This window comes from Campylobacter concisus, from assembly GCF_015229955.1.
Lineage (GTDB): Bacteria > Campylobacterota > Campylobacteria > Campylobacterales > Campylobacteraceae > Campylobacter_A > Campylobacter_A concisus_AT.
In genome coordinates, this window is the sequence record NZ_JAAKYZ010000001.1 from 135,948 (window position 1) to 160,909 (window position 24,962).

A 24,962-nucleotide genomic window follows, 5' to 3' on the forward strand; every position below is an offset into this window, starting at 1 on the left:
TAATCTTAAATTTTTACTACACAACTCTCGTCGCTTTAGCGTTGCGAACAAAGTGAAGCAAAAAAATCATCTTACGATACTTCGCTAAAATTTCTAACTACAAAACGTTAAATTTAGCTCAAATATTTCAAATTTTAACACCACACTAGATAGCCATCTAGCCTGATCTTAAAATTTATCGTTGCAAGCAGCACTCTAGCCACTTTGCAACTAAATTTTTAAAAGCATCCTTATCTCTTTTACGATCTGCTTTGGAGTTTTACCCTCGACTTCAACGATGTAATCAGCCTTTTTCTCATAAAGCTCCTCTCGCTCCAGATGCAATGCCTCAGCTCTTTTTAGATCACTTAAAAGTGGACGTTTGGCAAGCTTTTTCTCGCTATTTTTGCTATTTTTTAGCCTTTGCATGATCGCGTCAAAACTAGCTTTTAGATAGATCACGGTGCCGATCTTATTTAAATTTTTAACCTTTGCAAAGCCTCCGCCAGTTGAGATGATTGCATTTTTGACATTTGTTGCTAGAAATTTAGCCAGATCTTTTTCAAGCTGCCTAAAATGCTCCTCCCCATACTCTTCAAAGATAGCTTTTATCTTCATATTTTGTGAGCTCTCTAGCAGGTCGTCGCAGTCAAGATTCATCGTCTTTAGTGCCTTGCTTAGCGCCCTTGCAGTCGTGCCCTTGCCAACGCCCATAAATCCTATCAAAACGATATTATTGTTCTTTGTTTTCATCGCTCTCTCCACGTTTTTTAGGGATTAGCACGATAGGCACGCCAGTTAGATTAAAGCTCTCTCTAAGCTTATTTGTTAAATAGCGTTTGTAGCTAAAGTGCAGGCATTTTGGGCGGTTCATTATGAGCGCTATCATGATGGGTGCTGTCTTAAACTGCACTGCGTAGTAGATTTTCACGACTCTGCCTTTATCTCGTGGCAGTGGGTGAGCTTTGGTCGCTTCGCCGATCACTTCATTTAGCTTTGAAGTTTGGATTTTTTGTGTGTAGTTTTTGTAAATTTCAACTATGAGTGGATAAATTTTATGCACTCTTTTGCCACCAAGTGCCGAGACGCTGATGATCGGCGCGTATGCTAAGAATTTAAACCTATCCTTTATCTCTTTGCAAAGCTCGTCAAATTCTTCGCTACTTTTATCCCATTTGTTTAGCACGATGATGACGCCAAGCTCAAATTTTGAGGCGATGCCAGCGATGCGCTCATCAAGCTCGGTTAGTGGCTCAGAGCTATCAAGCACAAGTAATGCTACGTCCGTCTCTTCTAAAATTTTCTCAGTTCTATTTAGTGCGTATCTCTCGATGCCCTCGATCTTGCCACGCTTTCTGATACCAGCAGTATCGACAAACTCAAAAACTCTGCCATCATGCTCGTAAATTTCATTAACTGGGTCGATCGTAGTGCCTGCCACGTCGCTAACGACGGCGCGACTCTCTTTTACAAGAGCATTTAGGAGTGAGCTTTTGCCGACATTTACACGTCCTATGATGCCAACTCTAATGTTTTTACTCTCATAGTCTATCTCGTCGCTTAGCTCGCCCTCGTCATTATAATTTTCTAAAAAATCATCAAAATCTTCACTCGTATCGGCCTTTATCTGCACTTTATCTTCTATATGCTTTGCTAGCCACATACTAAGCTCATCTATGCCTGTGTTGTGACTTACGGAAATTCCAAAGGAATTTTTCGCGCCAAAGCTTATAAATTCCCACTCCCTTTGCTCATCTTTTTTGCTGTCTATTTTATTAATGACTAATGCGATTGGTAAATTTAGCTTGCTAAGCTCATAAAAAATGGCTCTATCCTCGTCATCTGGCATCATTTTGCCATCGACCATGTATAAAATGACGTCTGAATTTCTAGCCTCTGCCAAGGTCTTTGCTTTTACATTTTTAAAAAGCTCGCTACTATCATCAAGGCCACCACTATCGATTAAAATGCACTCTTTGCCCTCAACCTCGATCTTGGCTTTATTTGTATCTCTTGTAGTGCCGCTAACGTCGCTTGTTATAGCGATACGACGACCAGCTAAGCGGTTAAAAAGTGAGCTTTTGCCGACATTTGGCTTGCCTACTAATATTACTTTTTGCAAATTTTGTCCTTTTCGTGATGGCTGATTATACAAATTTTTGACTTATATAAAGTATAAAAATTTGCTTAAAAGCGCCAAAATAAAAGAAAAAATCAACCAAAATTTAAGCCACTTTTCATTAAAATGGCTACTTTAAATTTAAAGGTCTTGTGATGTTAAAAAGGTTTTATATTTCGCATCTTGGCATTTTTTATATGCTTTTTGCTTGCTTTATGTTTGCCGTTACTGGCGCATTTGCAAAGTATCTTAGCAAAGATATGCCATCTATCGAAGTTGTATTTTTTAGAAATTTAATAGGCCTTTTTATCGTTATTTATGCCATTTATAGATTTCCATTTAAGCAAGCTGGTGGACACTTTTTTTTGCTAATGTTTCGTGGCTTTGTGGGCACAGTGGCACTTTTTGCTTTTTTTTATAATGTCGCTCATGTAAATTTGGCCACAGCTTTTACATTTCAAAAGACAAATCCAATCTTTACAGCTATCCTTGCAGCTTTTATTTTTAAAGAGCGTCTAAGCTCACTTGGCTGGTTTGCTGTATTTTTGGGATTTGGTGGAATTTTGCTTGTTATCCAGCCAAATTTAGGCATAAGCAAGACTGATATTATCGGTGTTTGGAGTGGCCTTGGTGCGGCGATCGCATACACGAGCGTTAAGGAGCTAAACAAGAGCTACGGTACAAATGTTATAGTGTTAAGTTTTATGCTTTGGGGCTCGTTTTTGCCACTTATTTGCATGGGGTTGGCAGAATTTTTCACCTACGAGCCACTTGATTTTTTATTTTCAAAATTTAGCATGCCAAGCTGGTATAACGTTGTTTTTATCTTGCTAATGGGACTTAGTGGATATTTTTTTCAGTCGTACATGACAAAGGCATTTGCGGTTGGTAAAAAGGCTGGAGTGATCGCTGCAGTTAGCTATGCAGACGTTATTTTTACGCTTATAATTGGCTATTTTATGGGTGATGTATTGCCAAATCAAACGGCACTTTTAGGCATCTTACTAGTAATAGTGAGTGGAATTTTAGTTGTGAAAGAAAAATAAAGGAGAAAAAATGATACTAATAGCGGGACCTTGCGTCATAGAAAGCGAGCAGCTCGTTTTCGACGTGGCAAAAAGGCTAGTTAAATTTAACGAAGATAAGCGGATAGATTTTTATTTCAAATCAAGCTTTGATAAGGCAAATCGCACAAGCATAAGCTCATTTCGCGGACCCGGGCTGGAGAAGGGTTGCGAAATTTTAGCCAAGGTCAAAAAGGAATTCGGTTTTAAAATTTTAACCGATATCCACGAGAGCTACCAGGCCGCGCCCGTAGGCGAAGTGGCCGACGTGCTGCAAATCCCGGCGTTTTTGTGCCGCCAGACCGATCTGCTCGTAGCTGCGGCTAAAACAAAAGCGGTCGTAAATATCAAAAAAGGACAGTTTTTGGCGGCGTCTGCGATGAAACACTCGGTCAAAAAAGTGCTAGAAACGCGCGGCGTAAAGGGCGACGGGTACGAGGTTGCTAAACAAAACGGCGTGTGGCTAACGGAGCGAGGCAGCACCTTTGGCTACGGAAATTTAGTCGTAGATATGAGAAATTTGGTGCTGATGAGGGAGTTTGCGCCCGTGATTTTCGACGCTACTCACAGCGTGCAGATGCCATCGGCCCTTGGTGAGAAAAGCGGCGGTGACGCGAGATTCGTGCCGTATCTAGCGCGAGCTGCTGCGGCTACGGGCGTGGACGGATTTTTTTACGAGACGCACGTAAATCCTTGCGAGGCGCTTTGTGACGGGCCGAATATGCTAAATTTGGACGAGCTAGACGCAAATATCGCTCAAATTTTTAAGATAAAAGATGCCCTAGGCGATGCAAACTAAGGGCTTTTTGTGGGTGCTAGGCGGCGCGGTCGCCGAGTGCGGCTGGGCGTACGGGCTAAAACACGCCCAAAATGCCATAGGATTCGCGCTTACTGCCGCGTTAGTCTGCGTTAGCTTCGTATCGTTTATGAAGGCTATGAAATACTTGCCCGTTAGCGTCGCATATACCGTATTTGTGGGATTTGGAGCGTTTTTTATCGTGGTCGCCGAAAGCGTTAGCGAATACACCTCAAGCGGCCAGGCGCCCGATCCCTTGCGGCTATTTTTCATAGCGACGCTAGTTGCGGGCGTGCTAGGGCTAAAAAGGCTGAAATCTTGATGCACGTTTTAGCTCTTTTAGCGGCCGGGTGCTGCGAGGTTTTGGGCGTGTTTTTTCTAACCAAATTTCAAAAAAGCATCGGCGTGAAAAAGGCGGCGAATTTTTTGATTTTGGTCGCAAATTTCGCCCTTTCGCTCTGGCTTTTGAGCTACGCGATGCAGGCGATGGCGATGTCGGTGGCGTACGCGATTTGGACCGGTATCGGAGCGATCGGAGCCGTGGGCGTCGGAGTGGTTTTTAACGGCGAAAAAATGAGCGCGCAAAAGGCGTTTTATCTATCGCTAATAACGCTAAGCTCGGTAATGTTAAAGATAATTTAAAGGAGAAATCATGAAAATAATCGAAGGAAATTTGGCTTTAAAAGGCGGCGAAAAGGTCGCCATAGTGGGCGCGAGATTTAACCACATCATCACCGATAGGCTGGTCGAGGGTGCGAGGGACGCGTTTTTGCGCCACGGCGGCGATGAGGCGAATTTGAGCCTCATTTTGGTGCCGGGCGCGTTTGAGATACCGATGGCGCTTGAAAAGGCGCTAGCCAGCGGTAAATTTGACGCAGTTTGCTGTGTGGGAGCGGTGATCCGCGGCTCTACGCCTCATTTTGACTACGTAAGCGCCGAGACCACCAAGGGTATCGCAAACGTCACGCTAAAATACGGCAAACCGGTGACCTTTGGCGTGCTAACGGTCGATAACATCGAGCAAGCCATCGAGAGAGCGGGCTCAAAGGCCGGAAACAAGGGCTTTGAGGCGATGACGGGCGTGATCGAGATGCTAAGCTTATATAAAAATTTGGAGGCGTAAAATGGCGACTCGTCATCAGGTTAGGCAGGCCGTCGTTTCGCTGCTCTACTCAAATGAGATAAATCCGGTAACTGCTGCATTTGAAGAGGAATTTCTGGAAGAGAAAAAGATAAGAAACGAGCGAAAAAGTGAGGCGCAGCAGACTTTTAAAGAGGTGCTCGCAAATAAAGAAAAACTAGATGAAATTTTAAAGCCATATCTAAAAGACGGCGATTTTAGCAAAGTTGGCGCGACTGAGCTTGCCATTCTTAGACTTGGGCTTTATGAGATGAAATTTAGCCAAACTGATAAAGCCGTCATCATAAACGAAGCGATTGAGCTTGCGAAAGAACTTGGAAGTGATCAGGCGCCAAAATTTATAAATGGCGTACTTGATAAGCTAAAGGACGATCTATGAGGCTCTGTGTCGCACTTGATATGGCTAGCCGTGAAGAGAATTTAGCCCTTGCTCGCGAGCTAAAAAGGCTTGATCTTTGGCTAAAAGTGGGGCTTAGAAGCTATCTTAGGGACGGAGCAAAATTTATAGAAGAGCTAAAAGGACTTGGAAATTTTAAAATTTTCCTCGATCTAAAGCTCTATGATATCCCAAATACGATGGCAGATGCGGCTGAAGTCGTCTCAAAAATCGGCGTAGATATGATAAATGTGCATGCTAGTGCTGGTGAACGCGCGATGAAGACAGTTATGGATAGGCTAGCTGGTCTTGGAAGCCGTCCTTTGGTGCTCGCAGTATCGGCACTTACTAGCTTTAGTGAAAGCGAATTTGACACTGTTTATAACGATACGATCGCAAGAGCTGTTAGAAAATTTAGCCAGATGAGTTTTGAAGCAGGGCTTGATGGAATGGTATGTTCTGTTTTTGAAAGTAAGCTCATCAAAGATGTAACAAATGAGAAATTTATCACTCTTTGCCCTGGTGTTAGGCCTTTTGGCGAGAGTGCTGGAGATCAAAAAAGAGTAGCAAACTTAGTGAGCGCAAAGCAAGAGGGCAGTGATTTTATAGTTGTTGGCAGGCCGATTTATGAAAATGCAAATCCAAGAGAAATTTGCGAAAGAATTTTGGAACAAATTTAAAATTTGAACTTGTGTGAAGTGGTTTTTAACTAAGCTTTTTTACAAAATGTTGCGTGAAGATGATATCAAAGCGAAGTGAGGAGCTAAATTTGAGTGATTTTAAGAAAATCCTCTTGTTGGCTGAGCGGCTAAAGCGTATCTACTAGCACTTGGTTAAGGATATCGCTTTACTAAATGGCGCGGATCATAGCAAGATGTTCGAGTGCACAAAGGCGTTTGGTCGCGGTAGCGATAGGCGTTTTTATATGTTTTATCGTATGATTTGCTACTATGTAAATACGCCGCACCTAGACAAAGCCAAGCTAAAATGGTGGCTTTGGAAGGACTAAATTTATAAATTTTTGTTTTAGATTTTTTATCTAAAGTCTGCAATTACGAAATGTAAATTTAAGCAAGATATCAGCGGCCTTCAATTATAATGCGATTTCTTTTTATGGACAGATGGGTGAGTGGCTGAAACCACACCCCTGCTAAGGGTGCAGCTCTTAATCGGGGCTCGAGGGTTCAAATCCCTCTCTGTCCGCCACTGCTTATAGATAATCATAAATTTTATTATTGTTTAACATTATTTTTTAAATATCTTTATATAAAATTTTTCGCGTTAGAAAATTGCTTACCTAGTAAAACTTAACTATAAGTTTGTAGATTTTAGACTGATGATTTTTTGTGAAATTTATAAGTAAAAATTTTATAGTGATCACACATTTTTTAAAAAATATGATTTTTTTGGTTATATTGTTGTTTCAAACTAATTAAAAATATCTTAAATTAAGTTTTTATTATAAAAAATATTATATTTTGCTTAATTAATTATATTGATAATCAAAAAGCTATTTTTTGATAAAAGCTTATAATTCGCTTTTTACAAACTATTGACATTTGGAATTTATATATTTAATTAATATATTTTTTTCTTAAAAGATAAAATTTCTCATATAAAGTTATATCTTATAAAGATAGTATATAATCACGTAAAAATTTAAATAATACAAAAAATAATAATAAGGAGTAATCTTGGCTAAAGAAGCTGGAGTAGTAAAATTTATTAGTGGCAAGGCGGTCGCTATCGATCAAAACGGAAATGAGAGAGAGCTAAAAGTAGGTGACATCCTTTATATGGGGGAGAGTATCAAGACAAGTGATGCAGCTGATAAAATAACAATTGTTTCAAATAATGGAAAAGAGATTACGATTGTAGGCAATGAAACACTTGCGTTAAATCAAAGCACCATAGGCGCGGAAGGCTTGGCAGATGTTAGTGATTTGCAAAATGCTATTTTAAATGGTGGAGATCTAACAAAACTTGAAGAGACTGCTGCTGGTGGAAACACTGCTGCTGGTGGTGGAGATGGTGTTAGCCTAGGTGATGCTAAATTTGCTGAGGGTGGCCACTATTCAAACATTAATGCAACATATAGAAGTTTAAGTGATACAAACAGAGCTTTTGCATCATACGATAGCCCAATAAGCGGATACAATGGTGGAGATGATACTATAATCCCAAGCGATCCTCTTGTAACTTTTATAAGCGATCTTAATAATGATGGTACTTTAAGCAGGGTTGAGCATGCACGTGATACAAATTTAAATACGTCAAAAGTTCTTATTACAATTCCAAATGATGGCACAGTAAGGGCCGGAGATATACTAAATATCACTATAACTAAGCCAGATGGTAATACTGAAAATAAAACAATTCCTATCACTCCAACTATTATAAGTAATGGTTATCAGTTTGATGCGCCAATACAGACTGGCAAAATTTCAAAAGTTGATGCAACTATTACAAATTTTCAAGGAAATGTTAGTGGTAGAAGTGAAGATAGCGTAACTTCAAGTGGCTTTAGTGCTCCAGAGGTTAAATTTACAGAGGATAATGGTCCTGATAATAATCTATTAACATATACTGAAAATGCTAAAGATGGCAAATTAAATGAAACTCCAGTGCTTATAACTGTAAAAGATGTGATTGTTGGAGATGTGCTTCACGTGACTTTGACAAAGCCTGATGGTACAACTGAGGTTAGAAATGTACCTATTGATCAAAACATAATAGATAATGGATATAAGATAGATAATATGCAAGTCGAGCACGGGAAGCCTTCAAAAGTAGAAGCTTATGTAGCAGATAGTACAAACACGATGAGAAGTGCAACTGCAAGTGACTCTACTACTCTTGATGTAAAGCCGACTTTGAAATTTACTGAAGATACAGATGATAATATCTATCTATATGATAATGAAAATAAGCAAGATAACGACTTTAGAAGCACGACAGTAGAGATAACTTTACCAAAAGATGTAGTTATTGGCGATAAGATCGTTATAACTTATACCGACCCGCTAACTAAGCAAAATACAACAAAAGAAATTTCTCTTACACAAGAGATGATTGATAATCAAAAAGTAAATACATCTCTTCCGATATTTCCAGATGTAAGAACATCAGCTAGTGTTCATGTGGTAGATAAAAACAATGTTCGAAAAAGCGAAGAGTCAGATCAAGATAGTGTAATGCCTATTGGTAGAAATTTAGAAATGACATTACCAGAAGAAAAGACTCTTCATGAAATTTCAAGACAAGAAAGTACTGATGACAATAAAGTAAATAAAACCACAGCAAGGATTACTCTGCCAAATAAAATTGATAATGGCGATAAGCTTACGCTAACTATTACTGGACCTGATCCTGATGATCCTGTAAATAATCCTTCTAAAACTTATACAAGAGAATTTACTATACATATGGATAGTAAAGGTGTCGTAACTAGTGTAACAGAAAATGGAACTTCCAATGTTTTAACGCCTATAAAAGCAAGTGATAATCAATATATCATCAATGTTTCTGGTATCCAACTAAAGCATGGAGAAGATACGACTATTAAGGCCAAAGTTACAAATTTAAATCCAAATAGACATACATCTATAAATGAGCCAGAAGTATCGGCTAGTTTAGAGTATGTAAAAAAACCTGAAGTTATCTTTGAAGAAGCTAAAGGTGCCAAGAGTATGACTAGAGAGCAAGCTATGAGTGATCATGATCTTAATAACACAACAGTCACTATAAAGCTTCCTAAAAATGCAGTAAGCGGAGATAAACTAACTGTAACTATAAAAGATCCAAATGAAGCTACTGCTAGAGAAATAAAATATACTATTGGAAAAGATAATAATGGTAAGTTCTTTGTAAAAGATAGCGATGGTAATAAAGTAGATACAGAAACAGATGGTAGAAGCTTTAAAATTTCTGGCATTAAAACAGCGACTGGTCTAGAAACTAAAGTAACAGCTGAGATAAAAGATAAAGATGGTATTCAGCATGCAGAAGATACAAGCACGGTTACTATCTCAAATATAAACGATATGGCGGTATATTTCAAAGAGGACGCTGACCGTAACGTATCTTTAACGAGAGCAGAGAGCAAGGACGCGGATGGCGACCTACATAAAACGACAGTAGTAGTAAAAGTGCCAAATAACGTTATAGCTGGTGATGTGGTAACTGTAAAAATAGATAATGGCACTTCACCTAAAACTTATAAGGTTACAGGTAGAGATCCAAGCGGTAAAATCATGCTAGAAGATACTTCTACCCATACTTCTATAACTGCAAGTGATAAAAATGAGATAGAAATTCCTGGCGTAGAGATCATTGCTGGCAAGACCATCAATGTAACTACTGAGACCACCGATGCAAGTGGCGGCAAGAAGGCCGAAGCTCAAAATCATAATACTCTTGAAAAGCTTCATGAAGACATGGAGATAACTTTTGAAAAAGATACCAATAATGATGGTATTTTGGGCAGCACAGAGGCAACTGGAGCGACTACTATAGCAACTATCAAGCTTCCTTCAAATTTTGTTTTAGGTGATAAATTAATAGTAGAGTCACACAACGAAGACACGCCAAACAATAAAACGACCAAGACATATGAGATAGTAAAAGACAATAACGGCAAATTGATAGCCAAAAATGGCAGTGAAGAGCTTGATATTACCGATGATGCTGATAGCAATAAGGTGGTCAAATATACACTTGGCTTAACAGAAGATCATAAGACTATCATTAATGCCAAGGTTACTGATAATACTGGTGCTGATAAGGTTGAGACAAATAGTGATATTACGCTTGATGCTCAAGGTAGCGGTTCTGGAACAGGCTTTAGGCTATTTATTGATGAGGATAAAGATAGAAACGGAGTTCTAAGTAGAGATGAAGCCATGAAGGATGGAAATTTAAATACCACTTCGGCAATACTTCAAATCCCAACCACTGTAAATAGTGGTGATGTTATAAAAGTTAAGATAAATGGTGGGGCAGAGAAAACTTATACCGTTGCTTCAAATGATGGTACAAACGTTACTATAAAAGATGCAGGTGGCAGCATTGTCGCACTTGAGCCAGGAAATAAACTAAAAATTGCTAATGTTCATATTGATAAAGATAATCCAGCAGTGGTTGAAGCTACTATAAATGGAGTAACAAAAATAGCTAAAGCTACATTAGAATCAGTAGATACTAAAAATTTAAAGATTGAATTTGTTGAAGATAATGCAAGTAGAGACAATGTAATAGATAGAGATGAAGCTATTTTGGACAATGATATAAAAAAGACAATTATAAGCGTTCAGGTGCCGCATAATGTCACAAATGGCGATAAGGTAGCAGTAACAATAAAAGAGCCTCAAACTAATGGTACAACAGGATCTAGAACTATAACTTATACTGTTTCAAAAACTGCTAATGGTAAAATTTCATTAACAGATGATAGTGATACTACTCATACTCCACATGAACTAGAAAATAACACTATAAAAATTCCTGGCGTTGCTATGCTTCCAGATCGCGAAACTAGTGCAGTAGCTACTATAACAAATGGCGCTGAGACTACAACTAGTAGTGAAGCAAAAGCTAAACTTGCACCTTTAAGTGAAGCGGGTTTAAGTGTAAGCATAGTTGCTGACAAAAATGACAATGGCATTATCTCAAGAGATGAGTCAGGTAGTAAAATTTCAAAGGTTTATGTTTCTATCCCAGGAAGTGTTGTAGCTGGTGATAAGATAGATGTCAAGATAACGAATCCTGATGGATCTACTGCGACTAATCATTACGAAGTTATAGGAAAAGACGTTAATGGTAAAACTACTTTAAAAAATATAGCAGATCCTATGCATCCGATTACACTAGGTAGGGATAATCCACTTGAACTTGATGCTACTATCGCAGTTGATAAAGAAACAAAAGCTGAAGTTACTCTAACTGACACATTTGGTGAGAGCAAAACAGTAAGCGATACGGCACATGCTGAGATCGATGCTATAAGAGGCATCATGTTTAATAAAGATATAAAAACCTCAGAAAGTGGTGAAAGATCTACTTCGGTTAAAGTTTATCTTAATGAAGATGCCAGAAATGGAGATACGGTAGAGTTTAAATACACTGATCCAGACAACCATGCATTAACTAAGACCGCAACATATACTCTATCAGCTGCAGATATAGCAAAAGGCACATTTGACCAAGAGCTTGATATCAATGCAAGATCAGCCTATGATTTAAATGTTAAAGCCTCACTTAAAACTTCAGATGGCTTAGAGTCTAAATCTTATGAGCCTTATAAACCACTTCATATAGGCGTTGAAAACTATACGGTTAAATTTGACGCAAGTAAAGATATGAAAGGTGGCGAAGGTCATGATACTTTAGTGTTTGATAAGCAAATAGTTGATCTTAGAGGCATTACTAATCTTGATTCAAAAGTGGAAAGCTTTGAAAACCTTGAGCTTAAAGGAGAAACAAAGATCAAATTTAATGCACAAAACATCCTTGATATCACTGATAATCCTGATACGGTGCTTAAGATAAAAGGTGGTGATGTTGATGCTAATGGCAATAAAATCACAAAAGTTGATCTAGTTCATAAATGGACCGAAGATCATTCTTATGATACTGCTGGATTTAAAGGCTACTCAAGCATATATCAAATAAATGGCAAAACTATCCATATCCAAATAGACGACAAAATCCATACTGATCTTTAATCCCCAAAATGAGTGCGTAAATTCGCACTCATTTCAAACTCAAACTCACATTATTTTTTAAGTCTTGTTTTACTAATATTTGCTCCTTAAAGGAGAAAATATGAAAAATTTAATAGCCGTTATTATAGTTATTGCTGCACTTGCTTTTGGTGCTTTTAAGTATATAAATTCATTTGTTGCGCTTGATGAAAATGTAAATGCAAAGTGGTCACAGGTGTTAAATCAATATAAAAGAAGAGCTGAGCTTGTGCCAAATTTGGTTGAAACTGTAAAAGGCTACGCAGCCCATGAACAAAAAATTTTTGAAGATGTGGCAAATGCTAGAAGCAAGAGCATGCAAGTAAGCGTTGATGCAAGTGGTCTTAGCGATGAAGCTAAGATGAAAGAATTTATGACAGCACAAAGCTCATTTGGCTTGGCACTTGGCAGGCTTATGGCAGTTAGTGAGAACTATCCAGAGCTAAAAGCAAATCAAAATTTCTTATCTCTTCAGAGTCAGCTTGAAGGTACGCAAAACCGCATAAGCGTAGCAATGCATGATTATATTGAAGCTGTAAAAGAGTATAACGTAGCCCTTAGAAGCTTTCCAAATAAATTTATAGCAAGTGCTTTTTATCCTGAGCTAAAGCCAAAACAAAATCTTGAAATAAGCAACGATGAGAAGATAAATCCAAAAGTTTCATTTGAGAAATGATAAAGAAAATTTTTGCTCTTTTATTTTTTACATTTTGCTTTTGTTTTGCCATAAATTTTAACGAGCAGATAAATGATGAGGCTCAAATTTTCTCTAAAAATGAGAAAGCTGAGCTTTTAAGTTTGGTGCAAAATTACGAGCAAAATAGTATGACGCAAATTGCTATCGTGACGCTTAAATCACTAGAAAATAAAAGCATAGAAGAGATCTCTCTTGAGATAGCTAGAGGCTACAAGCTGGGACAAAAACAAAGCAGTAATGGAGTGCTTTTAATAATCGCTCCAAACGAGAGAAAAGTACGTATAGAAGTTGGTTATGGGCTTGAAGGCGTACTAACTGACGCTATATCAAGCCAGATCATAAATGATGTGATAATACCTAAATTTAAGCAAGGCGATATGGGCGGTGGCGTGATAGATGGCATAAGAGCTATCATAAAAGTAGCTAGTGGCGAAGAATTTGAAAGCGAGAGCGATGAAGAAGAGATACCATTTGGAATAGTTGCCTTTTTCGCTGGCATGATCTCGTGTTTTATCTCTGGCTTTTTAGGTAAATTTTTTATGCGAATTGGCTTTAGTGCGTGTTTTGCAGGGCTTACATCTACGGTATTTGAGCAATTTTTTGGCGTGCAAAATTACTTCATTGTCTTTGCTATTGTGTTTGTAATATTTTTTATTATTTTAAAAAATGCCTTTAAAAAAAATACTCAAAGCAAAAATACATATAGTGGCTTCAGACGAGATAGATCAGACTCAAATAGCAGTGGCAGCGGCCATTCAAGCAGTTCAAGAGGTGGTGGTTTTAGTGGCGGCGGAGGCGGTTTTGGCGGAGGTGGGGCAAGTGGCAGCTGGTAAAATTTCATCAAAGATTAGTTTGAAAAACCCAAATCCTTTAAAATATAAAAAATTTAGGAGCAAAAATGCTAGCTGGCGAGCTACTTAAAAGCCATTTTGCTAAATTTGATCTGGTGGCGGTGCTTAGTAAATTTTTAGAGCAAAGTCATTTTGATAAAGAAAAATTTGATCTGCTCAAACAAAATAACTTTAAAATTTTAGATAAAAATATAAAGCAAGAGATAGTTGGGACTGCTGGTTTTAAAGAGTTTTTTGACGAGAAATTTCAGAGCTTTTTATGCGAGCTTATGCAAAGTAAAGTTTTAATTGTTTCTGGCAAAGAGTATAAATTTAGCGAGCTTGAAATTTATACTTGTTTTGACGCAAATACCTACAAAAGGCAGTGCGAGGCAGGAGAGATTTACTTTCACAACTTTGGTTTTGACATATCTTTTAAAAGCGAGCCATCGCTTTATGGTGGCATTTTAGTAAGAAGCCTAAAGCCCTTAAGCGGACAAAATTTTATCTTTGGGCCAAGAAAATGTGCCTTGCATATCTTAAATAGCAAAATGAGCAATTTAAACTTTGATCTAAAAGAGGCTGATCTTAGAAAAGATAAGATTACTTTTGCGTCACGTATTAGATCATTTGGCGATGAAAACCAGCAAAAAAATGATTGTCTTAGAGCATTTACTGCTGAGTTTGAAAAAGCATTAGAGTTTGATGAAAATTATAAAAAGAGATTAAATGCCTATAAAAAGGGGTGAAATTTATCTTCTTATCAGCTTTTGCGGTGAGAAATTTAGCTCAAAAATGCTAGATAAAAAAGATCGCAGAAGAGTAAAAAAATATCCAAATTTAATAAAACAAAACTTATTTAAAATATCTCGCTACTTAAAATTTAAAGCAAAGATGCGAGGTAAAATCTGTCTTTCTCATAAAGAAAATATCGCAGTTTTAGCCATTTCAAAAGAAAAGATCGGAGTCGATGTAGAAGAGCTAAAGCAGAGAAATTTTAACTCAGTAGCTAGCTTTTGCTTTACAAAAGATGAGAGCAAAATTTTAGCAAATGCAAAAGACAAAATGCAAAAATTTTATGAAATTTATACTGCAAAAGAGGCAATTTTAAAGCTTAAAAATTTATCGTTTAGCGATCTTGGTACTACCAGCTACGATGAAATGGCAAAAAAATACTTAATTATTAATAATTCATTTATTATTTGCCTTGCATTTAAGCAATGCAAAGATATAATTATTAAACTTTTGTAATTTTTAATATTAAAAGGTAAAGATTGCTTATAAAAAAAATAGTCATAATCCTTGCTATTTCGCTTTTTGCTCTTGGATGTGCAAAGAAATTTGATACACCGCAGATGGCAGATTTTGACTTGAAAACATTTAAGGTAAGCTCATCAAAAGGTCTACTTTTGCTTTATGTGCAAAATAGCGGGAACGAGTATAAATTTAGCCTTGTAAATGCACTTGGCGCGCCAGAAGCTAGGCGAATTTTAAAAGAAGGTAGCTTTAGAAATTTAGGTTTTTTGCCACCAAATAGTGCCTACAATGAACTTTTTATAAAAGTGCTAGAGATGATTAAAGATGAAAAAAGCGAGCAAAAATTTATGATAGATGATCAATATTATGAGGTAGAAAGTGTTGATCTACGTTAGCAAGCCAGCCATTATCAGTGCCGCTGGGAGCAGCAGTGATGAGAATTTAAGATCGCTTTTAAGTGGAAAGAGATTTCTAGGCCTTAGCAGTGAGTTTCATCTTGAGAATAAATTTTTAGTTGCGAAATTTGATAAGGCGCTGCCAGAGTTTGCCAAGAATACAAAAGAACACTTTAAAACAAGAACTAATGCTTTGCTTTTAAATACGCTCCTTGAGCTTGACGATGAGATCAAGAGGGCTATCAAAAAATTTGGCAAAAGCCGTGTAGGTGTTATTTTAGGCACTACAACGAGTGGAATTGAAGAAAATTTTTGGACCTTTAAAGAGTATATAAAAACTGAAATTTTTGATAAAAGCAAGTTTGGCATAGACAGAAATTGTCTTGCAAATGTGACCGAATTTGTGAGCGAATTTTATGGATTAGAAGGTCCAAGTTTTTGCGTTTCAACTGCCTGTACTTCTGGTGTTAAGGCGATTATTGAGGCACAAAGACTAATAAAAAGCGATATTTGCGATGCGGTTATATGCGGTGGCGTCGATAGTTTAAACACATTAACCATAAATGGCTTTAACTCACTTAGCATTTTAAGTCAAAAACCAAGCGAACCCTTTTCTAAAAATAGAGAGGGCATAAACATAGGCGAGGGAGCTGGACTGTTTTTGCTGAGCCGTGATGAAATTTCAAACGTCGTTGTCGCTGGCTCGGCCTCAAACTGCGACGCTTTTCATATGACTCAGCCTGATTTTAATGCCAAAATGGCAATTTCTTGTATAGAAGAAGCTTTAAAAAAAGCTTGCATGGACGGCGTGGACTATGTAAATTTGCATGGCACTGGCACGCAAGCAAATGACAAAATGGAGGCAAAAGCTGTAAATTTAACGCTTGGCTTTGCATATGCTAGCTCGTTAAAACCGCAGATTGGACACACACTTGGAGCTGCTGGAGCCATCGAGAGCGCCATTTGCGCTATACTTTGTATGCAAGAAAATAGCACCTTGCCGCCACACGTTTATGACGAAGAGTATGATGAGAGCTTGGAAGCTATAAATTTAGTAAAAAGTGGCACGAAATTTGACGTAAAAACAGCGATGTCGCTATCTTTTGCATTTGGTGGAGATAACGCCGCGATAATATTTAAAAGAGTGAGATGATGATAAGTGATTATTTACCGCACAGTAGCGCCATAACCCTGATCGATGAAATTTTAGAATTTACCCCTTGTGAGAGCATAAAAGTAAGAAGTGTGATAAATGAGCAAACTCCATTTTTGGAAGATGGAAAATTTTACATGCAAAAGGCGATTGAAATGATGGCTCAAAGCCTTGGTATTTATGACTCAAAGATGCGTGAGCTAAAAGGCGAGAAGGCGATATTTGGCTTTTTGCTTGGCAGTAGAAAATTTGAAATTTTTAGGCCGTATTTTAAAGTGGGCGATGAGATAGTGATCATCTCAAAGTGCTCGATCCAAGATGAGAGTGGATTTGGCGTTTATGACAGTGAGCTTTTTGTAAACGGCGAGCTTGGCGCAAGGGCGGTTTTAAACGTGATGAGCCCTGATGAAGAATTTGTAAAAAAGGCACTTAGTGAGTAAGAGAGTATTAATAACTGGATCAAGTAGAGGCATAGGAGCTAGCATCGCTAAACGCTTAGCTAACGAGTACGAAGTGGTGCTTCACGCAAGAAGTAAGAGCGATGAGCTTTTAAAGATAGCTAGTGAGCTTGGAGCTAAATTTTTGACATTTGACGTGGCTGATACCGCTGCAGCTAAAGAGACCATAGAGGCTGACATGGAGGCAAATGGCGTCTACTACGGCGTTGTGCTAAACGCTGGCATAACAAGAGATAACACCTTTGTGGGGCTGAGCGATGAAGAGTGGTTTGACGTGATAGATGTAAATTTAAATGGTTTTTACAACGTCCTAAGACCAGCGCTAATGCCCATGATAAGGGCTAGAAAGCCAGCTCGCATCGTTACTTTAAGCTCAGTTTCTGGGGTTATTGGTAACAGAGGTCAGGTGAACTACTCAGCTAGCAAGGCAGGCATCATAGGAGCTAGCAAAGCCCTTGCAGTTGAGCTTGCAAGCAGAGGCATAACAGTAAACTGCGTAGCACCAGGGCTTATAAAGACAGATATGAGCGAGGAAATTTTAAATAGCGACTTTTTATATGAGGTGCTAAAGGCCATACCTGCAAAAAGAGCTGGAGAAGCAGATGAGGTGGCAGGGCTGGTTAAATTTCTACTAAGCAGTGATGCTAGCTACATCACAAGGCAGGTTATCGGCGTAAATGGAGGACTTTGCTAATGCGTGTATTTGTCACAGGTATCGGCGCAGTCAGTGCTTTTGGCAACAGCTGGGAGGAGATGAGGGCTAAATTTCTTGAGGGTAAAAACGCTGTTAGATACATGAGCGAGTGGGAGTGCTATAAGGACCTAAACACGCGCCTAGCTGCACCAATTATAGACTACAAATATCCGCAAGAGTGGGATAGAAAACAGCTAAGAAGCCTTGGCAAGGTGTCGTGTTACAGTGTGCATGCGGCTGGACTTGCTTTAAAAGATGCTGGATTATTAAAAGGTGATGAGTTAAATGAGTCAAATTTAGACCCAAGTGTGCAAGATGGCAGAATGGGTGTGGCAAGCGGCTCAAGTACTGGCAGTACCGACTCTATCCTTGATATGGCAAAGCTAGTTTTGGACATGGATAGTGGCTTTAACGCAAATACCTACATAAAAATGATGCCTCACACTACAGCGGCAAATATCGCGCTATTTTACTCGCTAAAAGGGCGCATCATCCCTACATCTTCGGCATGTACAAGCGGTTCGCACGCCATTGGCTACGCATACGAGAGCATAAAAAATGGCAGCATAGATATGATGCTAGCTGGTGGGGCTGAAGAGCTTTGTGTGAGCGAGGCATACGTCTTTGACAAGCTTTACGCGACTAGCGTAAAAAATAGCACGCCAAATTTGAGCCCAACGCCGTTTGAAAAAGATAGAGATGGCTTGGTGCTTGGCGAGGGAGCTGGATTTTTGGTACTTGAAAGTGAAGAGAGTGCATTAAAAAGAGGAGCTAAAATTTACGCTGAGGTCGTTGGTTTTGGCTCAACATGTGATGGCACGCACATCACTAGACCACAAAGCGCTACGATGAAAGCGGCGATGAGCTTAGCGCTTAGAGATGCAAATTTAGAGCCAAAAAGCATAGGTTACGTAAATGCCCATGCGACTGCGACAAAGCATGGCGACATAGCCGAGAGTATCGCTACAAACGAGCTTTTTGGAGAGGATATCGCCATTAGCTCGCTTAAAAGCTATCTTGGCCATACGCTTGGTGCTTGTGGCGGACTGGAGGCGATCGCCTCTATCATGATGATGAGAGAAGAGCTATTTTTCCCAACTATAAATTTAAATGTGATCGATCCCGAGTGTGCAAAGCTAAACTATTTAAAAGAGCCAACCCCGATAAAGACGGACTTTGTTATGAGCAATAACTTTGCATTTGGCGGCGTAAATACATCTTTGATATTTAAAAGAGTGAAAAACATTTTTTAAAAAGGATAAATATGAAAAAATTAGTTTCATTAGTTGCCATTTTGGCATTTGCTACAAGTCTTAATGCAAGAGATGATGTGAAATATCACTCACTTGATTTCCTAAATGGCCCAAAAGCTAAAAATTTTTTACTTCCAAATGTAAGTATCAGCTTTGGCACAGGCTATAACGGACAGGTAATCGTAAAAGATCTAACATCAAATAAAAAGACAAATGGTTTTAATAAAAGTGATGAAGAGGCATGCCAAATAGCACTTCTTTCGGCCTTAAAGACTTTCCAAGAAAGAGCATTAAAAGAAGGTGGCACAAAGGTTGTAAATCTAACTGGCTACTACAAAAAACAACCATTTAACTCAAAAACTCAGTTTCAGTGTGGAAGCGGTGCTTTGATGTCTGGCGTTACTCTAAAAGGTGATATCGCGAAATAATGAAATTTCAAATTGATTTTTTTGATGCGATAGCTTATGGCGATGTCGGCGAGGATCTGGCTAGATACAAAAAAGAATTTGATCTAGCAAAAATTCCACCAATTCAAAGAAGAAGGCTAAGTAGTGCTGCAAAGTGCGCTTTTAGCTTGCTTAGTGGTTTTGACGAGCTTGATATGCCAGTTATTTTTAGCTCATATGAAGGAGAGATAAATCGCTGCTTTGAGCTAGAGACTACGCTGGCAAAAGCTGAGCCAGTTTCGCCTACTTCGTTTTCACTTTCTGTGCATAACGCTATCTCGTCGCTTCTTAGCATAGAAGCTAAAAATCATAATGAAATTCTTGCCATTTCCTCTTTTAGTCCAGTCGAAGATGCCTTGCAAGCCGCGTTTTTAAGACTAAATGACGGATATGAAAAGGTGCTAATACTTGCCTATCATGAGTCGATAAAGCAGAGTTATTTTGATGAGAAAAAGCCGTCATTTATGCTCGCTCTTGTTGTCTCAAAGGCGAAAAATGAGAGAGTTTTAACTCTAAAAAGAGCTAAAAAAGAAAAAGAAATTTGCGGGAATTTATTAAAAAGCTTTATTGTAAATTTTGATCCAAAAATATCAAAAAGCTGGCAAAGTTGTAGTTATTCTTCATCTTGGGATTTTAGCTATGAGCCTTAAAATTTTAAGAACTGGATCTTTTTTTTTCTTTTTTGCGATTATTTGCATAAGCGGAGATTTACTGCTTGTGCCAGTGGTGCTTTTGGGGCTAAATAAATTTAAATTTATACAAAATTTATGCCGCGATCTAGTTAGAATTTCTTGGGGATTTTTTATAAAAGTTACTAAAATTTGTGGGTGTTTGGACTATAAATTTGAGCTTAGCGAGCTAAATGGCGGATCAAATTTAGTCATAGCAAACCACCCTTCGCTTCTTGATGTGGTCTTTTTGGTTTCAAAATTTAAAAGAATAAACTGCATCGTAAAGGGCGAGCTTGGCAAAAATATATTTTTATTTGCAGCTATTAGGGCTTGCAACTACATACCAAACACAAATAACGAGGAATTTTTACAAAAAAGCGTAGAGGTTTTAAAAAGCGGTGAAAATTTATTAATTTTCCCAGAAGGCACACGTACGAAAGATGAAATTATTTTTCATAAGGCAGCAGCTTACATGGGTGTAAAAGGCGCTAAAAAGATTGTTTGCATCGGTATCAATATGCACCCAAGAAGCCTTAGAAAAAATGAACCATGGTACAAAACGCCAGATGAAAAGATAAAATATCATTTTAAAGAGATAAAAATTTTTGATGTTGATATGTTTTTAAAGGATAGGCCAAGCCCCGTGAGGGCTAGAGCAATGCATGATGAGATAAGTAAAATTTATAAGGAGGAATTTGGTGAAAGAGCTAGTTAATGAGATAAAAGAGTTGATCATCACAAGCTTAAATTTAGAGGATATGAAGCCAAGCGATATTGATGAGAATGCGCCACTTTTTAATGATGGTCTTGGGCTTGATAGCGTTGATGCTTTAGAACTTGGGCTTGCGGTGCAGAAAAAATATGGTCTTGTGCTTGACTCAAAGAGTGCAAATCTAAAAGAGATATTTTTTAGCGTATCTTCTCTTGCAAAATACATTTACGAAAATAGGAAATAACGATGAGTGAAAAAGAAATTTTTGAAATTTTAAAGAAAGCCTTGATTGATCTTTTTGAGATAGATGAGAGCAAGATAAAGCCAGAGACTAGGATATATGAGGATTTGCAGATTGATAGCATCGACGCTATTGATATGATTGATTACATCAAACGTCAAACCGGACATAGGCTGATGCCAGAGGATTTTAAAAACGTAAAAACGCTTGATGATATCGTAAAAGCCGTAGCAAAGAAATTTGAAGCATAAAATAGTAAACCTAGCACTAGTTTTAGCAAGCATTGCTTACCCTTTAGTGCTATTTTTTTGGCAAGAAAACGCCACTTTGATATTTGGTGTTTTATGTGTGCTTTGGGTGCTTAGAGCCTATTTTGAAAGTGGCAGAAAAAGGCAGGCTTGCTTATTGGCTGGGGTGTTTTTTGTCATTTGTGCTATTTTTAGAAGCGTAAGTTTAGCACTTTTATATCCAAGTATCGTAAGCCTTGGCTTTTTGGCGGTCTTTTTTTACAGCTTAAAGGGCGAGGCTGTTATAACTAAAATCGCTAGATTAAAAGAGAAAAATATAGATGAAAAGGTCGTTAGCTACACAAGAGGGCTAACAAAAATTTGGTGCTTATTTTTTGTATTTAATGCGGTTTTAGCATTTATTTTATCGTGCTTTGAAAATAAATTTTATTGGAGTATTTACTGCTCCTTTGTTTCTTATATTTTGATGGGATTTTTGTTTTTTGGAGAAATTTTATATCGCAAAGTTTTTATTTTAAAGAGGAAAAATGGAGTTTGAAAATAGTCTAAAAGAGTTTAAATTTGTTGATATTGATAAAAATTTATACTCACAAGTTGGTATTTTTGGGGCAAATTTAAAAGAGTATGGCGTGAGTGAGATAGAGATCTATCTGAGCGAAACTTTTGACTTTTGTGTCGCCTTTTTTGGAGCACTTGCGATCGGCGTGAGACCGATCTTGCTTGCAAAGCCTATTTTTAGTAGTGATAAATTTAATATCAATGATGAAAATTTCAAGAATTTTTTAGCTCCAGCCAGAAATATGGAGCCAAAATTTAATCTAAATTCTACTTTTTTTCTTCAAACTTCAGGCTCGACTGGAAAGAGCAAAAATATTCCAAAAAGACTTGGTGCGATGATAGAAGAAGGGCTATTTTTAAAAGAAGAACTTGGAGTTAATGAAAACGATACATTTTTTTCAAGCGTTTCACATCAGCATATGTTTGGCCTTACTTTTAAGGTATTTTTGCCCATCATCTCTGGTGCAAAGGCCGTTAGCAAGGAGCTAAATTACCCAGAGGCGATCTTTGAGCTAGAGCTTGAAAATTTAAGTTTCATAACAAGCCCAGTTTTGCTTCAAACGCTAATTTCTAGCCCAAGAGCAGCTGAAATTTCAGGGCTAAAAAACATCATCTGTGCCGGCTCAGCCCTAAAGAGTGAGCTAAGAGCTAGCATAGCAAAACTAAGCAGTGCGCGCATTATCGATATCTATGGCAGCACCGAAACTGGTGTAGTGGCTAGAAATTTAGGCGATGAGCTTTTGCTTTTTAGCAAGGTAAAAGCTGCTTTAAGCGAGGACGAGGCACTAAGCGTGAGCTCGCCATGGTGTGAGTTTTTCCAAACTAGCGACTGGGCTGAGATAAAGGGCAATAGGCTCACGCTAAAAGGCAGGATCGATAGGATCGTTAAGCTAAATGACAAAAGGGTCAATCTAATAAGCATCGAAAATAAGATGTTTGAAAGCGGCCTTTTAAAAGACTGCTACTGTGATACGCATCCAAAATTTAAGCGTCTGGCCGCACTTTTAGAGCTTAGTGAAGAGGGTGTGAAACTCTTTAGAAATAGCGGTAAAAAGGGCGTTGTGGCAAGGTTAAATGAGCTTTTAAGGCCTGAGTTTAAAAATAGTGTTAGGTATTTTAAAATCGTTAGCTCGCTTTGTAAAAACGCACAAGGGAAATTTCTAAAGGCAAATTTTAAAGAGCTTTTAGAAAAGAGTGAAGAGCCTAGCTGGGATAAAAGTAGCGAAAATGGCGTCTATAAATTTAAAACAAAGCTTAGCCCAGCACTTGGTATTTTTATGGAGCATTTTCCAAATTTACCACTATTGCCTGGCTTTGTGCAGCTTGATTTTGTATTTAAATTTGCAAGAGAGCTTGGCGCAGAAATAGGTGATCAGTGCGTGGTGGAGAATCTAAAATTTTTAAAATTTGTAAGGCCAAATGACGAGCTTTGTATAGAAATTTCGCAAAAAGATGAGAAGGTTTATTTTGAGATATTTTGCAATGGCGCTAGAAGCAGCGTTGGCAGGATAAAGCTGGGCTTATGAAGACGCTCTTTCTCATACCATTTTACAACCATCCAGAAAAGATCAAAGCCCTTTGTGAGGCACTTGCTAGCTATGATCTACACATTTTGATAGTTGATGATGGCTCAAACGAAGCTTCAAAAAAAGCACTAGAAAATTTGAGCGAATTTGGTGTAGAAATTTTGACAAGAACCCAAAATGGCGGCAAAGGAGCTGCGCTAAAAGATGGCTTTAGACATGCCTTGCAAAATGGTTACACGCACGCATTTCAGATCGACGCTGACTTTCAGCATGACATAAGTGAAGTGGCTGAGTTTTTGGAGCTTAGTAGAAAGTATCCACATGATATGATCTTAGCTGACCCCATCTACGGCGAGGATGCACCAAAGTCGAGATTTTATGGTAGAAAGATCACAAATTTTTGGGTCAAGGTAAATACATTAAGTACCGACATAAAAGACGCGATGTGTGGCTTTAGAATTTATCCACTAAAAGAGCTCGAGTGGGCGATATCTCAAAGCAAATCAAATAGGATGGAATTTGACATGGAGATCCTAGTAAATGCCGTAAGAGCAGGCATTAGACTAAAGTGGATACCATTAAAGGTAAGATATGAAAAAGGTGGAGTTTCTCACTTTAAAATGCTAAAAGATAACGCGCTAATAAGCCTTATGCATGCAAAATATTTTTTTAGTTTGGTTCCATTTTTGCTGAGCAAAGCCTTTAGGGGACAAAAATACGTATGGTGGCAAAAAGGCGAAAGATCAAATGAATTTTTCTTAAGGGTGAGTTTATTTTTAACCAAGAATTTGCCTATTTTTCTTATAAAACCTATCGTTATGATCGTCGTTTGTTTTTATTATATTTTTTCAAAAATAGAGAGAAAAAATATAAGAGAATTTTTGCAAAACGTAGAGAAATTTAGTGGTAAAAAACCAGCTACTGGTGTTTTTAGAAATTTTTATGAATTTGGTATTGCGATTTGCGATAAATTTCGTATTTGGCAAAATGGCGTGCTCGAAAATGAGCTAGATATTGACGAACTTATGTGGATAAAAGAAGAGTTTGAGGCATCAAAGCGTGGCAGAATTTTGCTAACAAGCCACCTAGGAAATGTAGAAATTTGCAAGACACTTTCGCTTAGATCGCCAAGTTTTCGTATGATCATCTTGGTTTATAGCAAGGGAAATGAAAATTTTTATAAAATTTTAGAGCAGATAAGTAAGGGGCAGATCAAGCTAATAAGCGTAGAAAACCTCGATGCAGCAGCTATGCTTGAGCTAAAAGAGGCGGTAGAAAACGGCGTAAATATCGGCATAATGGGCGATAGAACTCCGGTAAATGGCGATAAATTTGTTGAGGTTAGTTTTCTTGGTAAGATGGCTAAATTTAACTACGGCCCATACTTATTAGCTGGCATTTTGGGTGTAAAAATGAGCACGCTTTGGTGCGTGAAAAATGGCGATAAATTTAGTATCGAGCTAAGTGATATCGCAGATGAGATAAAACTAGGTCGCGACCGCAAGGCAAGCGTCATGCCATACGTGCAAAGCTATGTAAAACAGCTCGAAGATCACGCTTGCAAGAACCCATCGCAGTGGTTTAATTTTTTTGATTTTTGGAGATAAA

28 protein-coding genes and 1 tRNA gene are annotated in these 24,962 nt (G+C 38.0%); 27 read left to right on the forward strand and 2 right to left on the reverse strand.

The window, feature by feature from the left end; all coding sequences use genetic code 11:
• Window positions 1–210: 210 nt before the first annotated feature.
• The gene (locus G6W45_RS00680) at window positions 211–732 is read right to left on the reverse strand and encodes a shikimate kinase (protein WP_072593876.1); all 522 of its coding nucleotides are present in this window, start codon (window positions 730–732) and stop codon (window positions 211–213) included.
• Window positions 713–2,101, reverse strand: coding sequence for a ribosome biogenesis GTPase Der (der, locus tag G6W45_RS00685; protein ID WP_072593875.1), 1,389 nt, complete (start codon window positions 2,099–2,101; stop codon window positions 713–715). The genes G6W45_RS00680 and der overlap by 20 nt, the downstream gene beginning before the upstream one ends.
• 152 nt (window positions 2,102–2,253) lie before the next feature.
• On the opposite strand from der, the gene G6W45_RS00690 reads away from it, so the two are divergent.
• The 27 genes from G6W45_RS00690 to G6W45_RS00820 all read left to right on the forward strand — a co-directional run bounded on the left by G6W45_RS00690 (window position 2,254) and on the right by G6W45_RS00820 (window position 24,961).
• Entirely contained in the window at window positions 2,254–3,144 is an 891-nt protein-coding gene (locus G6W45_RS00690) for a DMT family transporter (RefSeq protein ID WP_072593874.1), read from the forward strand.
• Window positions 3,145–3,154: 10 nt separating this feature from the next.
• Window positions 3,155–3,961 (forward strand): 3-deoxy-8-phosphooctulonate synthase, encoded by an 807-nt coding sequence (gene kdsA, locus G6W45_RS00695; RefSeq protein ID WP_194167188.1) that lies wholly within the window; start codon window positions 3,155–3,157, stop codon window positions 3,959–3,961.
• Window positions 3,951–4,280 carry a DMT family transporter gene (locus G6W45_RS00700; RefSeq protein WP_194167189.1) on the forward strand — a complete coding sequence of 110 codons (330 nt, stop codon included), beginning with the start codon at window positions 3,951–3,953 and terminating at the stop codon, window positions 4,278–4,280. The genes kdsA and G6W45_RS00700 overlap by 11 nt, the downstream gene beginning before the upstream one ends.
• Entirely contained in the window at window positions 4,277–4,600 is a 324-nt protein-coding gene (locus tag G6W45_RS00705; RefSeq protein WP_194167190.1) for a DMT family transporter, read from the forward strand. The genes G6W45_RS00700 and G6W45_RS00705 overlap by 4 nt, the downstream gene beginning before the upstream one ends.
• Before the next feature lie 10 nt (window positions 4,601–4,610).
• Complete coding sequence (gene ribH / locus G6W45_RS00710; protein ID WP_194167191.1) at window positions 4,611–5,081, forward strand: 6,7-dimethyl-8-ribityllumazine synthase; 471 nt, start codon at window positions 4,611–4,613, stop codon at window positions 5,079–5,081.
• A 1-nt stretch (window position 5,082) separates the two neighbouring features.
• A complete protein-coding gene (nusB, locus tag G6W45_RS00715; RefSeq protein WP_103580031.1) occupies window positions 5,083–5,478 on the forward strand; it encodes a transcription antitermination factor NusB in 396 nt (131 codons plus the stop codon).
• Window positions 5,475–6,155, forward strand: a complete 681-nt coding sequence (gene pyrF / locus G6W45_RS00720; protein ID WP_194167192.1) for an orotidine-5'-phosphate decarboxylase — start codon at window positions 5,475–5,477, stop codon at window positions 6,153–6,155. The genes nusB and pyrF overlap by 4 nt, the downstream gene beginning before the upstream one ends.
• A gap of 149 nt (window positions 6,156–6,304) precedes the next feature.
• The gene (locus G6W45_RS00725) at window positions 6,305–6,484 is read left to right on the forward strand and encodes a Pathogenicity locus (protein WP_194167193.1); all 180 of its coding nucleotides are present in this window, start codon (window positions 6,305–6,307) and stop codon (window positions 6,482–6,484) included.
• 106 nt (window positions 6,485–6,590) lie between these two features.
• Window positions 6,591–6,681: transfer RNA gene (locus tag G6W45_RS00730), tRNA-Ser, on the forward strand.
• A gap of 488 nt (window positions 6,682–7,169) precedes the next feature.
• A complete protein-coding gene (locus G6W45_RS00735) occupies window positions 7,170–12,197 on the forward strand; it encodes a retention module-containing protein (protein WP_194167194.1) in 5,028 nt (1,675 codons plus the stop codon).
• Window positions 12,198–12,297: 100 nt separating this feature from the next.
• Window positions 12,298–12,891, forward strand: a complete 594-nt coding sequence (locus G6W45_RS00740; protein WP_103588873.1) for a LemA family protein — start codon at window positions 12,298–12,300, stop codon at window positions 12,889–12,891.
• Window positions 12,888–13,745, forward strand: coding sequence for a TPM domain-containing protein (locus G6W45_RS00745; RefSeq protein WP_194167195.1), 858 nt, complete (start codon window positions 12,888–12,890; stop codon window positions 13,743–13,745). Before G6W45_RS00740 ends, G6W45_RS00745 begins: the two co-directional genes overlap by 4 nt.
• Before the next feature lie 65 nt (window positions 13,746–13,810).
• Entirely contained in the window at window positions 13,811–14,491 is a 681-nt protein-coding gene (locus G6W45_RS00750) for a sulfate ABC transporter ATP-binding protein (RefSeq protein ID WP_194167196.1), read from the forward strand.
• Entirely contained in the window at window positions 14,472–14,993 is a 522-nt protein-coding gene (locus G6W45_RS00755) for a 4'-phosphopantetheinyl transferase family protein (protein WP_194167197.1), read from the forward strand. Before G6W45_RS00750 ends, G6W45_RS00755 begins: the two co-directional genes overlap by 20 nt.
• Before the next feature lie 23 nt (window positions 14,994–15,016).
• Window positions 15,017–15,394: a hypothetical protein gene (locus G6W45_RS00760; RefSeq protein ID WP_194167198.1), complete on the forward strand. Its 378-nt coding sequence runs from the start codon at window positions 15,017–15,019 to the stop codon at window positions 15,392–15,394.
• Window positions 15,378–16,547, forward strand: a complete 1,170-nt coding sequence (locus tag G6W45_RS00765; protein ID WP_346265353.1) for a beta-ketoacyl synthase N-terminal-like domain-containing protein — start codon at window positions 15,378–15,380, stop codon at window positions 16,545–16,547. The genes G6W45_RS00760 and G6W45_RS00765 overlap by 17 nt, the downstream gene beginning before the upstream one ends.
• Window positions 16,544–16,987, forward strand: coding sequence for a hotdog family protein (locus G6W45_RS00770; RefSeq protein WP_107709175.1), 444 nt, complete (start codon window positions 16,544–16,546; stop codon window positions 16,985–16,987). Before G6W45_RS00765 ends, G6W45_RS00770 begins: the two co-directional genes overlap by 4 nt.
• Complete coding sequence (gene fabG, locus G6W45_RS00775) at window positions 16,980–17,699, forward strand: 3-oxoacyl-ACP reductase FabG (protein ID WP_107709173.1); 720 nt, start codon at window positions 16,980–16,982, stop codon at window positions 17,697–17,699. Before G6W45_RS00770 ends, fabG begins: the two co-directional genes overlap by 8 nt.
• Window positions 17,699–18,952, forward strand: a complete 1,254-nt coding sequence (locus tag G6W45_RS00780; RefSeq protein ID WP_107709537.1) for a beta-ketoacyl-ACP synthase — start codon at window positions 17,699–17,701, stop codon at window positions 18,950–18,952. Before fabG ends, G6W45_RS00780 begins: the two co-directional genes overlap by 1 nt.
• An 11-nt stretch (window positions 18,953–18,963) precedes the next feature.
• A complete protein-coding gene (locus tag G6W45_RS00785; RefSeq protein ID WP_107709171.1) occupies window positions 18,964–19,380 on the forward strand; it encodes an excinuclease ABC subunit A in 417 nt (138 codons plus the stop codon).
• Window positions 19,380–20,048, forward strand: coding sequence for a beta-ketoacyl synthase chain length factor (locus G6W45_RS00790; protein ID WP_194167199.1), 669 nt, complete (start codon window positions 19,380–19,382; stop codon window positions 20,046–20,048). The genes G6W45_RS00785 and G6W45_RS00790 overlap by 1 nt, the downstream gene beginning before the upstream one ends.
• Entirely contained in the window at window positions 20,038–20,784 is a 747-nt protein-coding gene (locus G6W45_RS00795) for a lysophospholipid acyltransferase family protein (protein ID WP_194167200.1), read from the forward strand. Before G6W45_RS00790 ends, G6W45_RS00795 begins: the two co-directional genes overlap by 11 nt.
• Window positions 20,768–21,025: an ApeE family acyl carrier protein gene (apeE, locus tag G6W45_RS00800; RefSeq protein ID WP_021090881.1), complete on the forward strand. Its 258-nt coding sequence runs from the start codon at window positions 20,768–20,770 to the stop codon at window positions 21,023–21,025. Before G6W45_RS00795 ends, apeE begins: the two co-directional genes overlap by 17 nt.
• 2 nt (window positions 21,026–21,027) lie before the next feature.
• Window positions 21,028–21,273 (forward strand): ApeF family acyl carrier protein, encoded by a 246-nt coding sequence (gene apeF / locus G6W45_RS00805; RefSeq protein ID WP_021090641.1) that lies wholly within the window; start codon window positions 21,028–21,030, stop codon window positions 21,271–21,273.
• Window positions 21,263–21,808 (forward strand): COG4648 family protein, encoded by a 546-nt coding sequence (locus G6W45_RS00810; protein ID WP_194167201.1) that lies wholly within the window; start codon window positions 21,263–21,265, stop codon window positions 21,806–21,808. The genes apeF and G6W45_RS00810 overlap by 11 nt, the downstream gene beginning before the upstream one ends.
• Complete coding sequence (locus G6W45_RS00815; RefSeq protein WP_194167202.1) at window positions 21,798–23,354, forward strand: AMP-binding protein; 1,557 nt, start codon at window positions 21,798–21,800, stop codon at window positions 23,352–23,354. Before G6W45_RS00810 ends, G6W45_RS00815 begins: the two co-directional genes overlap by 11 nt.
• Window positions 23,351–24,961: a glycosyltransferase family 2 protein gene (locus tag G6W45_RS00820; RefSeq protein ID WP_194167203.1), complete on the forward strand. Its 1,611-nt coding sequence runs from the start codon at window positions 23,351–23,353 to the stop codon at window positions 24,959–24,961. The genes G6W45_RS00815 and G6W45_RS00820 overlap by 4 nt, the downstream gene beginning before the upstream one ends.
• Window position 24,962 lies beyond the last annotated feature (1 nt).